This window comes from Serratia sp. D1N4 (genome assembly GCF_054552755.1).
This window is the reverse complement of the sequence record NZ_CM137274.1, coordinates 1,063,356-1,079,169: the sequence shown is the minus strand read 5'-3', so window position 1 is coordinate 1,079,169 and position 15,814 is coordinate 1,063,356. Positions and strand designations below refer to the sequence as shown.

Here is a 15,814-nt window from a genome sequence, read left to right as displayed (position 1 = left end):
TAGACGCAAAAGCATTTAGCCGTCTATACATCTGGAAGTCATGTTGGCAGAATAGCGCTACAGATGCAATAAGCACATAACAAGGATTTAACTGCCAATGCAAACCCTTAACACCACCAGTTTAAACCTGAAGGAAAATCGACTTTGGATCCTCGATCAGCAGGCGTTACCACAGGAAAAACGCTGGCTGCCTTGCGACAGCGTAGATGAACTGGTGGGGCATATCCGCGCTTTGCGGGTGCGGGGTGCGCCGCTGATTGGCTTATCGGCCAGCCTATTGTTGGCCCTGCTGGCCGAACGCGGTTTATCACCAACCGAACTGGAACAGGCGTTGCTTACCCTGCGCGCCTCGCGCCCCACGGCAGTGAATCTGATGAACAATCTGGATCGCATGAAACAGGCGCTGGGCCAGCCGGATTGGGTCACGGCGATGACCGAAGAAGCGCTGCGCTTGGTAGCAGAAGATCGGGCGCTTTGCGATCGCATCGCCGATCACGGAGCAGAACGGGTGCAACCGGGCAGCCGCCTGCTGACACACTGTAATACCGGCGGGTTGGCAACCGCTGGCATCGGCACCGCCATCGGTGTGTTACTGCGTGCCCACCAGCAGGGCAAGATCGCGCAGGTTTGGGTGGATGAAACCCGCCCGCTGTTGCAGGGCGGTCGCCTTACAGCCTGGGAATTGGGCGAGCTCGGCATCCCTTACCAACTGATTTGCGATTCGATGGCTGCCAGCCTGATGGCCGCAGGCAAAGTTGATGCCGTCTGGGTCGGGGCCGATCGCATTGCCGCCAACGGCGACGTGGCCAATAAAATCGGCACTTACAGCCTGGCGGTGCTGGCACATTACCACCGTATTCCGTTTTACGTTGCCGCGCCGCACACCACTCACGATCCTCATTGCCCAAGCGGTGCAGCGATCCCCATCGAGCAGCGCGCTGCCGCAGAAGTGACCGGCGCAGCGGGCAGTTTTGGTTCCTGCCAATGGGCACCGGTGGATGCCCCGGTATATAACCCGGCGTTCGACGTCACGCCTGCGGCGTTAATCAGCGGCTGGGTGTTGGACAGCGGCGTGATCACCCCGCAACAGGTGGCTGACGGGATTTTTCAGCAAGCGTTAGGTTAAATGCCTGCGTAGCTGGCTAAGCTTGCGGTATTTTTGTGGCGACATGCCCACATACTTGTGAAAGGTGCTGTAAAAACGGCTGCTTGAGCGAAAGCCCGCCGTCAGAGCGATATCCAGGATAGTTTTATCGGTATCGCTCAGCAGCGCCCTAACGTGGTTGATACGCATCGCCGTGATGTACTGCTTCATGGTCAGTTGCATCACGCGCTGGAAAATCCCCATCGCGTAGTTGGGGTTGAGCTTGACGTGTTCGGCCACGCTGTCGATGGTCAGCGCCTGATCGTAGTTGTCCGCAATAAACCCCAGCATCTGACTGACATAAAACTGCGCATGCCTGGAAACACCGTTTTTGTGGGTCCGGGCGGCTTTGTTGACCAGAATGGGCTGCCAGCCAGAAAGGCTAAAGCGCTTGAGCATCAGGCCGATCTCGTCAATCGCCAGTTGGCGGATTTGCTCATCGTCACTGATGAGTTCCGCCTGCCAGCGCTGCACTTCAAAAGCGCTGATTTGATGCGCTGTAAGCGATTTCACTACCATGCCGTGCGTAACATGGTTGATCAATTCCCGATCCAGCGGCCATGAGAGAAATAGATGCATCGGTAAATTCAGGATCGCCATGCTCTGGCAATCGCCGGGGCGAGTGAGTTGATGCGGTACACAGGCCCAAAACAGCGTGATGTGCCCCTGCTTGATCCGCACCACTTCATCGTTAATCAGATACTCCACATCGCTGTCAAAAGGCACATTCACTTCTACCTGACCGTGCCAGTGGCTGGAGGGCATGGCCTGCGGAGCGCGCAGCTCAATATCCATCCGCTGATAATCGGAATAGAGCGACAGCGGGCTGCGCGCCACTGGGTCGGTACTGCTGCACATGTCGGGATCGGGCGCTAAAGCGCGCACCACAGGGTTTTCCATAGCGATCGCCTTCTGGTTCCTGAATTATCAGAATAGTGGCACAGCAGAGGAAAACATGGCGCGATCAAAGCCACATCCTCTCGCTAACTCCCCCATATTCTCTGCTTTTTCATCCTTTTTATCCCATAAGCTCAGATTCCGCAGGCCGATACGCAGAATCTGAGCTTATGGGAATGCTCACTCGGGAACATGGAAGCGTTACCACTCCGCGTCGTGCCACCATGGTGTTATCCCAACACGCCACTGGAGAACACACATGTCAGTCCCAAAAATCACGTTTATCGGCGCTGGCTCGACCATTTTTGTTAAAAACATCCTCGGCGATGTGTTTCATCGTCAGGCGTTTAAATCGGCCCATATCGCGCTGATGGACATTGACGCAACGCGCCTGGAAGAGTCGCACATTGTGGTACGTAAACTGATGGACTCTGCCGGGGCCAATGGGCGTATCACTTGCCATACCGATCAGAAAGCGGCCCTTAACGCGGCGGATTTTGTGGTTGTCGCGTTTCAGATTGGCGGCTATGAGCCCTGCACCGTTACCGACTTTGAAGTGTGTAAACGCCACGGCCTGGAACAGACCATTGCCGATACGCTGGGCCCCGGCGGCATTATGCGTGCGCTGCGCACCATTCCGCACCTGTGGCAGATCTGCGCAGACATGACGGAAGTGTGCCCAAACGCCACCATGCTCAACTACGTTAACCCGATGGCGATGAACACCTGGGCGATGTTTGCCCGCTATCCGCACATTAAGCAGGTCGGGCTCTGCCACTCCGTTCAGGGTACGGCGGAAGAACTGGCGCGCGATCTGAATATCGACGCCAGCGAATTACGCTATCGCAGCGCCGGAATCAACCATATGGCTTTTTACCTCGAGCTGGAGAAAAAAGGTGCTGATGGCCACTACCGCAGCATTTATCCAGACCTGCTGAATGCCTACACCAGCGGCCAGGCACCAAAAGCAAACATTCACGGTAACCCGCGCTGCCAGAACATTGTGCGCTATGAAATGTTCAAAAAGCTGGGCTACTTTGTGACGGAATCCTCCGAGCATTTCGCCGAATACACCCCGTGGTTTATCAAGCCGGGGCGTGCTGACCTGATCGAACGCTATAAAGTGCCGCTGGATGAATATCCGAAGCGCTGCGTGGAACAACTGGCTAACTGGCAGCGGGAGCTTGAGGAGTACAAAACGGCGGATCGTATTGAGATTAAGCAGTCCAACGAATACGCCAGCACCATTATGAACGCACTGTGGACCGGTGAGCCCAACGTCATCTATGGCAACGTGCGTAACGATGGCCTGATCGATAACCTGCCGCAGGGGTGCTGCGTGGAAGTGGCCTGCCTGGTCGATGCCAATGGGATCCGCCCCACCAAAGTAGGCAAACTGCCCTCACATCTGGCCGCGCTGATGCAAACCAACATCAACGTGCAGACGCTGCTGACCGAAGCCATTCTGACTGAAAACAAAGAGTACGTTTATCATGCTGCCATGATGGATCCTCATACCGCCGCCGTGCTGGGCATCGAGGAGATTTATGCGCTGGTTGACGATCTGATCGCCGCTCATGGCGATTGGCTACCAACCTGGCTGCACTGATAACGATTGGCGATCGTCGGGTGCCTAGGCGCCCGGCTTCCCTTCACTAAAACAGAAGGCGGGCGCTGGCAACGGTGACCCTGTACCCTATGAGTGTTTCAATAACCACAAAGATCAGCTACGGTTTTGGCGCTTTCGGTAAAGACTTCGCCATCGGCATTGTTTACATGTACCTGATGTATTACTACACCGACGTCGTGGGATTATCGGTGGGCGTGGTCGGAACGTTATTCCTGGTTGCGCGCATCTGGGACGCCCTCAACGATCCAATCATGGGCTGGATTGTTAACAACACCCGCACCCGCTGGGGGAAATTCAAACCCTGGATCCTGATCGGCACTATCACTAACTCCATCGTGCTTTTTCTGCTGTTCAGCGCCCATCACTTTGAGGGCACGTCACAGCTGGTGTTTGTCATCGTCACCTATATTCTCTGGGGCATGACTTATACCCTGATGGATATTCCTTTCTGGTCGCTGGTACCCACCATTACGCTGGATAAACGCGAACGCGAGGAACTGGTGCCCTATCCGCGCTTCTTCGCTAGCCTGGCCGGTTTTGTCACCGCCGGGGTGACGCTGCCGTTTGTCAATTACGTGGGCGGTGGCGATCGCGGGTTCGGGTTCCAGATGTTTACCCTGATACTGATCGCTTTCTTTGTTGTCTCAACGTTTGTCACCTTGCGTAACGTCAAAGAGGTGTATTCATCCGATAACACAGCGGAGGGCGCCAGCCGTATCAACCTGAGAACCATGATCGGGCTAATCTACAAGAACGATCAGCTTTCTTGCCTGCTCGGTATGGCTCTGGCCTACAACATCGCCTCCAACGTCATCACCGGCTTTGCCATTTACTATTTCACCTACGTGATTGGCGATGCGGCGCTCTTCCCCTATTACATGTCTTACGCCGGTGCGGCTAACCTGATCACGCTGATCCTGTTCCCGCGCTTGGTGAAGGCGCTTTCGCGCCGTGCGCTGTGGGCCGGGGCTTCGATCATGCCGATTCTCGGCGGCGGAGTGTTGCTGGGAATTGCCACTGCGGGGTATCACAACCTGTTGCTGATCTCACTGGCGGGAGTGTTACTCAACATCGGTACTGCGCTGTTCTGGGTGTTGCAGGTGATCATGGTGGCCGATACCGTTGACTACGGCGAGTACAAGCTTAACGTGCGCTGCGAGAGTATTGCCTACTCGGTGCAAACGCTGGTGGTAAAAGCGGGTTCGGCCCTGTCGGCGTTTTTTATCAGCATAGTGCTCGGCATCGTCGGCTATGTGCCTAATGTTGCCCAATCACCAGAGACGATCGTCGGCATGCAGTTCATCATGATCGCCCTGCCTGCGCTGTTCTTCTGCGTAACGCTGTTTATTTACTTCCGGCTGTATAAGCTGAACGGCGATTTCCAGCAGCAAATCCAAACCCATTTGCAGGATAAATATCGCCAAGCGCCTGATGAACCGGTGCGGGAAACAGGCCGTATTCTACTGCCCGAAGCCGAGGCAAAGGGGTAACCATGGAGTGGATTTCCCTCATCGGCTACCTGGCGGCCAGCCTGACAACGCTCTCTTTTCTGCCGCAGGCCATCAAGGTGATCTCAACCCGCAATACCCAAGGCATCTCTTTGCTGATGTACGGGATGTTTGTTGCGGGTTTGCTGCTGTGGCTGATTTATGGCGTGTTGATCGGCAATATGGCAGTCAGCCTGGCGAACCTGCTGACGTTGCTGTTTGCCCTGCCGATCCTGGTGATTAAATACCAGAATCGTTAAACCACCGACGTTTTCTCCTGCTCACAAAGCAGGAGAAAACGTTCTGGTTTGAAGCGAGTGTCAGTCCAAATGCGGGAAAGCGTCAGCAATCTTGTCACCGGTAAACTGCGCTACCCAGCCTTGCGGATTATCAAATATGCGGATCGCCGTAAAGTTTGGCTCAGACCCCATATCAAACCAGTGATGAGTATTGGCCGGCACGGAAAGCAGATCGTTTTTCTCACACAGGATCTGGAAAACCTTGCCTTGCAGATGCAGGCAAAACAGCCCCTTGCCTTCCACAAAGAAACGCACCTCATCTTCGCCATGGGTATGCTCGGCAAGAAACTTACCGCGCAGTTCCTGACGCTGCGGGTTATCTGGGCGCATGCTGATGACATCCCAGCTCTGATAATTCTTTTCCGCCACCAGCCGGTTGATCTCATGCTGATAGGCGGCGATCACCGTATCCGGCTGTGGGTTATCCCCCAAATCACGATCCGCCTGCCAGCGCTCGAAACGCACGCCAATCTGCGCCAGCTGCTGCTGAATAACCTGTACGTCATTGCTCTGCCACAGCGCCCGTTGCGGTTCTGCGTCACTGAAGATGGTTAATCCACTCATGCAATAAACTCCTTCAAATCAATCTGTTCGAAACGGTTTACCTGTGGATGCTGGCTCAATGGATCGGCAGCATCGCGAATCAACTGGCAAGTGTGCCAACCTGCGGCCCGCGCGGCATCAAGCTCCTGATGAATATCGGAAAGGAACAGCAGTTCTGCCGGTTCAAGCGCGATATCACGCGCGATATTCTGATAGGACGCGATATCACGTTTGGCCCCGACGTGGGTATCAAAATAACCGCTGAACAGTGGCCGTAAGTCGCCCGCCTCGCTGTAGCCGAACAGCAGTTTTTGCGCCTCCACCGAACCCGAAGAATAGACATACAGCTGTATCCCTTGCTGTTGCCAGGCCGCCAGTTGCTCGGCCACTTCCGGGTAGAGATGGCCGTGAAAATCACCATTGTGATAACCGCTGCGCCAAATGATCCCTTGTAGCGCTTTCAACGCGGTCGATTTACGATCTTCATCCATAAAGCGGTAAAGCACCGCGATAAGCTGCTCATGATCCGCATCCGGCTGGGCAATCTCTGCGCGCAATGCCGAAAGCGGTGCAGCCACTTCCGCTTCGGCGGCATGGCTACGCACAAACTCGGCCAACCGCTCACGGGCGTAAGGGAACAACACCTGATGAACAAAACGGATATCGCTGGTGGTGCCTTCAATATCGGTCACAATCGCGCGGATCATTGAGCCTCCAGTAAACGGCGTTGCAGTTCGCACTGAAACAGGAACTCCAAACCTTCAAGATGGCGGCGTGCTTCTGCCACCTGTTTGCCCCAGCAATACAACCCGTGCCCACGCACTAGAAAACCGTACTGCAACGGCGTATTTTCCGCATAAGCCGCAACGCGAGCCGCCAGCGCCGTAATATTCTGGTCGTTATCAAAAATCGGTATTTCTACGCAGCTCAGATGGCTTTGCTGCCCGCTGAGGGATTTCTGCATTTCATACCCTTGCAGCACCAGCCCATCACTCTTCTCCACACGCGATAACACGGTGGCATTGACCGAATGGGTATGCAGGATCGCAGTCACCTGCGGATACAAGCGGTAGATCAAAGTATGCAGGCCGGTTTCTGCCGAAGGAGTGCGGCCACTTGGAGCCTGGTTGCTGGCAATGTCCACCAGCAAGAAATCCTGCTCGGTCAGGCTGCCTTTATCTTTACCGGATTCGGTCACCCAACACTGTTCCAGATCGAGGCGCAGTGACATATTGCCACCGGTCGCCGGACACCAGCCCTTGTCACCTATCCAGTGGCAAGCCGCCAGTAACGCATGAAGTTGCGGGTTTTCCGTCATTCACTCAGTTTCCTGCATGGTTGCGAAAGGAATATAGCCATCTAAACGTCTCGATTGCCAAAGGTTAACACCGTGCTATATTGTTGGCAACATAAGCACCAGGAGCAATAGCCTGAGATGAACACTTCAGCCCCAATTCCCGAAAGCAAATTACCGGCCCTCGGCACCACCATTTTTACCCAGATGAGCGCGCTGGCGCAGCAGCATCAGGCAATCAACCTGTCGCAAGGGTTCCCGGATTTTGACGGCCCGGACTATCTGAAACAGCGCTTAAGTTGGCACGTCAATCAAGGAGCCAACCAATATGCCCCAATGACCGGCGTTGCCCCACTGCGTGAAGCCATTGCTGAGAAAACAGCGCAACTTTATGGCTGGCAGCCAGACGCCACCAGCGAAGTGACCATCACGGCCGGTGCGACGGAAGCGTTGTTCGCCGCAATCAGCGCGCTGGTGCGCCCAGGCGACGAAGTGATCTGCTTTGATCCCAGCTACGACAGCTACGCCCCGGCGGTACAGCTTTCCGGCGGTGAACTGAAACGCATCGCCCTGCAACCGCCCACCTTCAAGGTGGATTGGCAACAGTTTGCTGAATTGATCTCACCACGCACCCGGTTGGTGATCGTCAATACGCCGCATAACCCTTCCGCCACGGCTTGGCATGCAGAAGATATGCAGCAGCTGTGGGCCGCAATTGCGGAACACGAAATCTATGTGCTGAGTGATGAAGTCTACGAACACATCTGCTTTGCCAAAGGCGGCCATGCCAGCGTGCTGGCGCATCCGCAACTGCGCCAGCGGGCAATCGCCGTCTCCTCTTTTGGTAAAACCTTCCATATGACCGGCTGGAAAGTGGGCTACTGCGTGGCGCCTGTCGCGCTGAGTGTCGAGGTACGCAAGGTTCACCAATACCTGACCTTCTCGGTTAACACTCCGGCACAATTGGCGCTGGCCGATATGCTGCGTGCCGAACCCGAACATTGGCAGCAGTTGCCTGCGTTCTACCTTGCCAAACGCGATCGTTTTGTGCAGGCTTTGGCAAACAGCAAGCTGGAAATTCTGCCGTGCGCCGGAACCTACTTCCTGCTGGCAGATTACAGTGCCATTTCCGATCTGGATGATGTGGCCTTCTGTCGTTGGTTAACTGAGCACGCAGGCGTAGCGGCGATCCCACTTTCCGTCTTCTGTGCCGAACCTTTTCCTCATAAATTGATCCGGCTGTGCTTCGCTAAACAGGATGCCACGCTGGACGCTGCCGCGGAGCGGTTATGTCGACTTTGAAAATTACCCTATTGCAGCAACCGCTGGTCTGGCGCGATGGCAAAGCCAACCTGCACCAGTTCGATAGTTTGCTGGCACCGATTACTGGCCGCGATCTGATCGTGTTACCGGAAATGTTTACCACCGGTTTTGCCATGGATGCCGGGGAAAGTGCCCTGCCAGAGCAGCAGGTTATCGACTGGCTGCACACTTGGGCGGTGAAAACCAATGCCCTGATCGGCGGCAGCGTGGCGTTGAAAACCGCCGAAGGGGCGGTTAACCGTTTTCTGCTGGTTGAACCGGGCGGCAAGGTGCATTTCTACGATAAACGTCATTTGTTCCGTATGGCGGGTGAGCACTTGCATTATCAGGCCGGAACCCAGCGCGAAATCTTCGAATGGCGCGGCTGGCGCATCCTGCCACAAATCTGTTACGACCTGCGCTTCCCGGTCTGGTCGCGTTATCAGCAGGATTACGATCTGGCCCTGTACGTCGCCAACTGGCCTGCGCCGCGCAGCCTGCACTGGCAAACATTGCTGGCCGCGCGGGCGATTGAAAATCAGGTGTACGTTGCGGGTTGCAACCGCGTGGGTGAAGACGGCAATGGCCTGATTTACAGCGGTGACAGCCTGATCATCAGCCCGCAGGGGGAACGGCTGGCCAGCGCGGAACCGGGCCAAGCCAGCCGATTGGATGCGGAGCTCTCGTTGCAAAACCTGCAAACCTATCGTGACGCTTTCCCGGCCTGGCGCGATGCCGATCGCTTCCAGCTCAACAACTGATAAGGCACCAGAGGTTGGCAAGAATTAACGGCCATATCGTTGGAGATTAGCCTGGCGAGCGGCTTCACGACGCTCGCACAGTGTTAGTCATCAGAAACAGAGGTTACCGTCTGAGAATTCCACGTTTTTTATAACGCGGGCAATCCGACGTTGATGATGGACTACAGGACACAACCTGTTTGGGGCATGAGCAACCAAGCTCCAGCTCCGTTTAACTGCGTGGCAGAACAGTCGATGACATTACCGAAAGATGGAAATAGAGTATCAGATTATTATGTTAATACGCCCTCATGCGTTGTAAGCAAGAAATTTAGCGCACTCTGCGGCAACCTCTTCCATTAATAGCTTAGCCAAAGGAGTCAAACCTTGCTGTTGTCTGTAAATCACTATATACAAAGCATCTGGCAGTTTTTCTTTGATCGGGATCGCCGATATCAGATCTTTTATATAAGGAACTTCGAGTATTGCTTTAGGACCAACAAACAGATAGTCCTCATTTAAAATCAATTGCTCACCAATGGTCATTGAATCACCATAAATAATAGCATTATCCTTAGACTTACCTTTAGGGAAAATAAATTTTTCTACATTATTATAATATCCCACTCTGGAGTTAGGGAAATACCATTTAGCCCCTTGCAGTTGACTTAACGAGTTGCTTTTGACTAAGGGATGTTCACGGCGTGAGATAATACAAAATTCTGCATTAATTGAACACTCTACAGCAAACTCATTCATAGAAATTTCAGGCGATGCGATACCAACAAAAAAGTCTAATCGCCCTAAGCGTAGAGAGGCAATTAATTCAGAAAGCTGCCCCTCAACTACGGTAATACTGGAAAACGGATGTGAGCCTTGAAATTTATTGATTAAGGAAGGCATAATACTAAAGGCAGGCAAATGTGAGCAACCGAACACTACGGTGCCTTGTGATAATTGACTTTCTTGGTGTAACTCATCAATGGCCCTTTCCAGCTCATTAAGAATCATATTAACCCTGGGCTCAAAGATTCGCCCCATTTTGGTTAACACCATCCCTTGCGGCCCTCTAACCAATAGAGAAATACCCAGTATGCGCTCTAACTCTTGAATGCTTCGTGTCATGGCAGGCTGTGTCTGAAGCAAAGCCTGTGATGCGGTTCTAATGCTCCCGTAGCGTATAATCGCTTGAAAATTCCTGAGTTGATTAATCTTTGGGAATTCTTTCATGATGCACCCTAGGAGTTTTATCAAAAACAACATTGTTCATATAAGCTATATGAACAACGGATTTTTAAATTAAATACTCTTTTTAATATTAAAGATCATAGTGCACCCCTTTGCTTTATCAAGCACCATATGATGAATGTAAACATCCCCTGATCTCCACCACGGCCCCGTTAATAAGCCACTGACATCCACGCTATGTCATCATCTCTCACGGAATGCTTCTCGTGCTTTTAATACCGGTTTCAGCAAGTAAGACAGGATCGTTTTCTCTCCGGTACGAATCTCAACATTCGCTACCATTCCGGGGATGATAGGGAACGTTTTATCCTTGACGTGCAATGCAGCTTGATTAGTCCGCACATACACGCGGTAATAGGTTGAGTCCCCACGACCGGAACGGGCTTTCTCTTCATCTACCAAGGTGTCGGAACTGATATGTTCGACCACGCCGCTCAGCCCACCATAAATAGCATAATCATACGCGGTGATTTTGACCGTGGCGGGCAAACCCGGGTGAATAAATGCCACATCAGCCGGTTTAATCTGGGCTTCGACCAGCAGGTTATCCTCCAGCGGAATGATCGTCATGATTTCTGCCCCCTGCTGGATAACACCGCCTCGAGTGGTGGTGCGGATGTTATTTATCGTTCCGCGCACCGGGGCAACAATTGTGGTGCGCTGCATCACATCTTCGCGGCCACGCAGGATTTCTTCCGCCTGAGCGAGCTCTGACTCCAGCTTGTTCAGTTCACTGTTGGCATCAGAGCGGAAACGGTTGGTACGTTCAGCAATCTGCAGTTGGAACTCATTCGCCTGACGACGTAAACGTAAGATCTCTACGTCTGACACCAGCCCTTTTTTGGCCAATGGCGCAGAAAGCTGCACTTCGTTTTCCGCCAGTGCCAGGCTTTTCTTCAGCGCATCCACGCTCTCATTCAGGGTTCTCAATTGGGCGTTGTAAGCTTGGGTCTCATCATTCACGATGCTGGGTTCCGCCATAACCTCGGGAGGAAACACCAGCGGTTTGCCATAAGCCTGTGCACGCAGCCGAGCTATAGAGGCCTGCAACCCCAAAACTTTCGACAGGGATTCACCGTAGCTGGAGTCGGCTCGCGTTGGATCCATTTTCAGCAACACCTGCCCTTTTTCAACCACGTCGCCTTCGCGCACGTTCAGTTCCTGCAGGATCCCGCCCTCCAGGCTCTGTATCACCTGCTCACGACTGGCGGGAATAATTTTACCGTCACCGCGCGTGATCTCTTCAACCCGCGCAAAATGCGCCCAAACCAATGCCACCACAACCACCAGTGCGATGGTATACAGCATGATCATACTGAACGGCGTTTTTTGTGAGATTAACGCCGCCTGCAACTGATTGATAAAATTCAAATCGCCGTTTTCAACTTTTCCGCTCGCTGGGTCATCATTAGCACTTTTGCCTTTGCCGCCCTGATTTTTTTTTGCCAGATCCTTCCGCGGTAGGGATACCTTAAGGTCATCCTTATTCATCGCTATGCTCCCCTTTTCTGTTCGGCGATTTCTGCTATGCCGCTATCTGGCTTTGTTGGTGCTGTTTTTCCAGCTTCACGTTGCACATGCTGTTGGTTTTTCTTCTGGCTGTTCTCATTAAGCCTGGCAATGACCTGATCTTTCGGGCCATCCGCCATCACTCGACCATCATCAAGCACAATCAACCGTTCAAAAATATTCAATACCGACATACGGTGAGTCACAATCACCAACGTTTGCCCTTCTATCGCTTTTTGCAACTGACGGATAAACAGCGTTTCCGTCATCGCATCCATGGAACTGGTCGGTTCATCCATCAGCAGAATTTTAGGCCGCAGTAGCAGGCAGCGCGCCAGAGCAACCAACTGTTTCTGCCCACCAGACAAGGCACTGCCCATTTCACCTACCGGCATGTCGTAACCCAACGGATGCCGAGCCGCAATCCGATCCAGCCCTGTCATACCCGCAACGCGCAGAAACTCTTCGGTATTGGCGCCTGGATTACCAATGGTCACGTTATAGCGCAAGGTTCCGTGGAACAAACGGCAATCTTGGCCGACATACCCCACCGCAGCGCGCCAATCAGCCGGATCCACCTGTGTTGCATCAACACCATCAATCGTAATCTGGCCACTACGGGGCTGCAGCAAACGCGCCATCACCCGTAACAGCGTTGATTTTCCACTGCCGATGCTGCCGATGATCGCCACCCGTTCACCCGCCCGAATACTGATGTTGACGTTATCCAGAATTGAAGGCGGAACCATAACCCCCGGCACCGGATAGGCAAAACCCACTTTTCTCAGTTGCAGATTCCCGGTGAATTTTGGCGTCGGTAAATAGCTGATCGCGGCATCACGCTCTGTCGGTAACTCCATCAGCTGATTCAGCGATTTCAACGCAGTTTTAGCATGTTGGTAACGCAGGGCCAGCGCCACGACGGAAGCCAGCGGCCCCAGAGAACGGCCAGACAAAATCACCACCCCAATCATCGAGCCCATGGTTAACTCGCCCGCGTGGATCAGATAAACACCGAAGACCACAATAATCACGGTGGTCACCTGCTGCATAAAGCTGACGAAGTTAGAGGTCAAGGAAGAGAGATAACGGGTCTTCATGGAAGAAGCCGCCGCCAGGGCGCTGAAATCATCCCAACGCTTTTGCATCACGCCTTCGCCCCGAGCCGCTTTCAACGCCTCAAGCCCTTCGATGGTCTCAATCAACAATCCCTGCTTCTGGGAGATCTCACGAATATTTTCCCCCATATAGCGGCTCAGCGGCCACTGAATGCACACGCTAACCAGCAGAATAATCGGGATGGCGATCAACGGAACGATGGCCAACTGTCCGCCGATCAAATAGATGATCAGCATAAACAAAATGCAGAAAGGCAGGTCTGATAGCGTTGATAACGTCGCTGATGTTACAAAATCGCGCACTGCTTCAAAGTCGCGCAGTTGGTTAGCAAAAGAGCCGGTTGACTGCGGCTTGCTCTCCATGCGCATTGCCATGACCTGGCGGAACAATTTGGCCCCCAGAATCAAGTCGGCTTTTTTACCGGCAACATCAATCAGGTAAGTACGCACTTGCCGCGAGGTGAATTCAAATACGATAGCAATCAACACACCGATCGCCAGCGACCATAAGGTGACGTAAGCCTGAGTCGGGATAACGCGATCGTAGACGTTCATGGTAAAAAACGTGCTGGCCAGTGTCAGAACGTTCGCCAGTAAAGCAGCCAGCGCGGCGCTGTAGAAGTAGTGACGATAACGCCACAGCGTGGAAAACAACCAGTGCCCTTCGCGGTTCGCTTCCGGCAGTATTTCATCGTCGGTACGCTTATCAAGTTTGGGCTTTGGGTTCGCCAACATGGCGTACCCGCTATAATTGGCCACCAGTTCGTCTTCTGACATCTGAAGCACGCCACCACTTTCCGGCACGACGACCTGGTACTTTATGTCGCCACGCTTACCCGTGCGTGAAGTAATGACGCAATAGCTGCCATCGTTGTAAGCCAGCACCAAAGGCAAAAGATAAGAAGAGATCTTGGTCAGATCTCGTTTTATCCACCCTCCAGAAAGACCGACTTGATCCAGCATCCGCAAGGCTAGTTCCGGTGTCAACTTTTCGCTACGCGGTAACCCTGCGTATAAGACCTCTTTACTGGCAACCTTATTGTGATATCGACATAACCATTCAACAGCCCACAGCAATGAATCTTTGCCATTATCTTCAATATTATCAAAATCGGTGGACTTGAATTCTGGATGAGTTATTTGCTCACTCATAGCAATTCTCTGATTTCATAGAGAACCTACACTTATTGGTTAGGTTGATTAAAATGAAGCGTAGCAAAGGAAATAAAACCCCGCAAGCAAGCAGCGACCTATCATCAGATTAAATCCTCTTAAAAACAGACAACTACCCAGAAAGCCCATCATGCTAAATATTAAATAAAGCACTTATAACTTCAAACTCAAAAGTTTCAACAGGTAGCTTAAAGATAGCTGGGGAATTTAAGGTGTCGTGACTAAAACTTACAGCAAATAAAATAGGCCACCTATTATTGTAGCCCATTTTTCGTTATATACGCTGTGTTTGACTTAACTATCGTTCTCTGACGACGATATCGACACGCCGGCTATTAATATTGCAATCCTCAGCCTGGCTTGCCACACATCCTTCAGCACTTTGTGCGACGCCCATTCCTTCGGTAGCCGTAATGCTGGAGGATTCTATTCCATCTTGAATCAACAGGTTACGTACTGCCTGAGCTCTAGACTCAGAAAGACGCAGATTAGACTCAGGGTGGCCAATCGCATCCGTATAACCGCGCAATTCGATTTCTGTAGCAGCAGGCCCTTGCTTAATAACATCAATCACCGTGCGCAGCTTGGCTTGAGACTCGGGTAACATTGCCCTGGCATCGCTCTGGCCAAACGGGAACAACACACTTTCCTGGATCAACGCGCTATCACTGCCATTAGCGTATTCACACGGCTTCACTTGTGAAGCACGGTTAACAATATGTGTCTGTTTGCGTAGGGATGTCAGCGCATGCTCTGCCATGACACGATCAGTCAGTGCCGTCGTGGTCCCTTTCAAGCCGGGGTTAACTTGCAGGAAGTAAGTCTCCCCCGCCTTCATCCCAAGTTGATGCGCTGGGTTTTGTTTCCCCTGATACGTAGGCTGATCATTGAAGTAGGATTCAACAGTATGTGCTCCTGACACAACGCAGAACACGCTAAACTCACCGGGCAGTAATGCTGATTGCAATTCACGATCCACATAAATAGCTGCCGGTAGCTCCCCTTGTGGATAGTAAAACACCACTTGCGCCAACGCTGAAACAACATCAGCAACCGGCTGATAGTTGACAGAGGAATGACGGATATTTGCACGGGATGAGTCCGAAACAAGCGACGCTTCTGATCCAGAACGCCCAAACGTCTGTTCTGCCATCACGGTAAAAGAAAATAGCCCAAACACTAAAGCAATCAACGAAATATTTACTGACTTACATCCATGAGAAACAACTTTCATTATTAAATAACTCCAAAATTACCGTATTCATCCATTAATCACCGTATTGCTACTGATTTCCCTTCATCTATATAAGAAGGGAAACCAAGCTAGCGGTTACTAAAGATTTATCTATTTCTGTTTGTTACACAGAATTGAAATACCAATCTGTTTTCCCGCCTTTATCTCCCAATAGTTAATACCTAAGTACGATGCT

The 15,814-nt window shown here is 52.3% G+C and carries 14 protein-coding genes; 6 read left to right on the top strand and 8 right to left on the bottom strand.

Annotation, left to right across the window (positions count from 1 at the left end; translation table 11 throughout):
* Nucleotides 1-97: 97 nt before the first annotated feature.
* Nucleotides 98-1,126 carry an S-methyl-5-thioribose-1-phosphate isomerase gene (gene mtnA / locus ACX1CU_RS04615; protein WP_459401445.1) on the top strand — a complete coding sequence of 343 codons (1,029 nt, stop codon included), beginning with the start codon at nucleotides 98-100 and terminating at the stop codon, nucleotides 1,124-1,126.
* Here mtnA and melR read toward each other — a convergent pair.
* Nucleotides 1,118-2,044 (bottom strand): transcriptional regulator MelR, encoded by a 927-nt coding sequence (gene melR, locus ACX1CU_RS04610; RefSeq protein WP_459401444.1) that lies wholly within the window; start codon nucleotides 2,042-2,044, stop codon nucleotides 1,118-1,120. The two genes, mtnA and melR, sit on opposite strands and share 9 nt — an antisense overlap.
* A 256-nt stretch (nucleotides 2,045-2,300) precedes the next feature.
* Here melR and melA point away from each other — a divergent pair, with 256 nt between their 5' ends.
* The 3 genes from melA to ACX1CU_RS04595 all read left to right on the top strand — a co-directional run bounded on the left by melA (nucleotide 2,301) and on the right by ACX1CU_RS04595 (nucleotide 5,418).
* Nucleotides 2,301-3,650, top strand: coding sequence for an alpha-galactosidase (melA, locus tag ACX1CU_RS04605; RefSeq protein WP_459401443.1), 1,350 nt, complete (start codon nucleotides 2,301-2,303; stop codon nucleotides 3,648-3,650).
* A gap of 89 nt (nucleotides 3,651-3,739) precedes the next feature.
* Nucleotides 3,740-5,161 carry a melibiose:sodium transporter MelB gene (melB, locus tag ACX1CU_RS04600; protein WP_459401442.1) on the top strand — a complete coding sequence of 474 codons (1,422 nt, stop codon included), beginning with the start codon at nucleotides 3,740-3,742 and terminating at the stop codon, nucleotides 5,159-5,161.
* Between the two features lie 2 nt (nucleotides 5,162-5,163).
* Nucleotides 5,164-5,418 carry a SemiSWEET transporter gene (locus ACX1CU_RS04595; RefSeq protein ID WP_459401441.1) on the top strand — a complete coding sequence of 85 codons (255 nt, stop codon included), beginning with the start codon at nucleotides 5,164-5,166 and terminating at the stop codon, nucleotides 5,416-5,418.
* A gap of 60 nt (nucleotides 5,419-5,478) precedes the next feature.
* Here the strand turns inward: ACX1CU_RS04595 and ACX1CU_RS04590 are convergent, their stop codons facing one another.
* The 3 genes from ACX1CU_RS04590 to ACX1CU_RS04580 are packed head-to-tail and all read right to left on the bottom strand — an operon-like array spanning nucleotide 5,479 to nucleotide 7,318.
* Entirely contained in the window at nucleotides 5,479-6,021 is a 543-nt protein-coding gene (locus ACX1CU_RS04590) for a 1,2-dihydroxy-3-keto-5-methylthiopentene dioxygenase (RefSeq protein WP_459401440.1), read from the bottom strand.
* Nucleotides 6,018-6,707 (bottom strand): acireductone synthase, encoded by a 690-nt coding sequence (gene mtnC, locus ACX1CU_RS04585; RefSeq protein ID WP_459401439.1) that lies wholly within the window; start codon nucleotides 6,705-6,707, stop codon nucleotides 6,018-6,020. The genes ACX1CU_RS04590 and mtnC overlap by 4 nt, the downstream gene beginning before the upstream one ends.
* The gene (locus tag ACX1CU_RS04580) at nucleotides 6,704-7,318 is read right to left on the bottom strand and encodes a methylthioribulose 1-phosphate dehydratase (RefSeq protein WP_459401438.1); all 615 of its coding nucleotides are present in this window, start codon (nucleotides 7,316-7,318) and stop codon (nucleotides 6,704-6,706) included. Before ACX1CU_RS04580 ends, mtnC begins: the two co-directional genes overlap by 4 nt.
* Before the next feature lie 117 nt (nucleotides 7,319-7,435).
* Here ACX1CU_RS04580 and ACX1CU_RS04575 point away from each other — a divergent pair, with 117 nt between their 5' ends.
* Together ACX1CU_RS04575 and ACX1CU_RS04570 are read left to right on the top strand one after the other, a co-directional pair.
* Nucleotides 7,436-8,596, top strand: a complete 1,161-nt coding sequence (locus ACX1CU_RS04575) for a pyridoxal phosphate-dependent aminotransferase (protein ID WP_459401437.1) — start codon at nucleotides 7,436-7,438, stop codon at nucleotides 8,594-8,596.
* Nucleotides 8,584-9,357: an amidohydrolase gene (locus ACX1CU_RS04570; RefSeq protein WP_459401436.1), complete on the top strand. Its 774-nt coding sequence runs from the start codon at nucleotides 8,584-8,586 to the stop codon at nucleotides 9,355-9,357. The genes ACX1CU_RS04575 and ACX1CU_RS04570 overlap by 13 nt, the downstream gene beginning before the upstream one ends.
* 288 nt (nucleotides 9,358-9,645) lie before the next feature.
* On the opposite strand, the gene ACX1CU_RS04565 is transcribed toward ACX1CU_RS04570, so the two are convergent.
* The 4 genes from ACX1CU_RS04565 to ACX1CU_RS04550 all read right to left on the bottom strand — a co-directional run bounded on the left by ACX1CU_RS04565 (nucleotide 9,646) and on the right by ACX1CU_RS04550 (nucleotide 15,618).
* Nucleotides 9,646-10,566, bottom strand: a complete 921-nt coding sequence (locus ACX1CU_RS04565) for a LysR substrate-binding domain-containing protein (RefSeq protein ID WP_459401435.1) — start codon at nucleotides 10,564-10,566, stop codon at nucleotides 9,646-9,648.
* Nucleotides 10,567-10,767: 201 nt separating this feature from the next.
* Entirely contained in the window at nucleotides 10,768-12,075 is a 1,308-nt protein-coding gene (locus ACX1CU_RS04560) for an HlyD family type I secretion periplasmic adaptor subunit (protein ID WP_459401434.1), read from the bottom strand.
* Nucleotides 12,076-12,077: 2 nt separating this feature from the next.
* Nucleotides 12,078-14,363, bottom strand: a complete 2,286-nt coding sequence (locus tag ACX1CU_RS04555) for a type I secretion system permease/ATPase (RefSeq protein WP_459401433.1) — start codon at nucleotides 14,361-14,363, stop codon at nucleotides 12,078-12,080.
* A gap of 319 nt (nucleotides 14,364-14,682) precedes the next feature.
* A complete protein-coding gene (locus tag ACX1CU_RS04550) occupies nucleotides 14,683-15,618 on the bottom strand; it encodes an OmpA family protein (protein WP_459401432.1) in 936 nt (311 codons plus the stop codon).
* Nucleotides 15,619-15,814 lie beyond the last annotated feature (196 nt).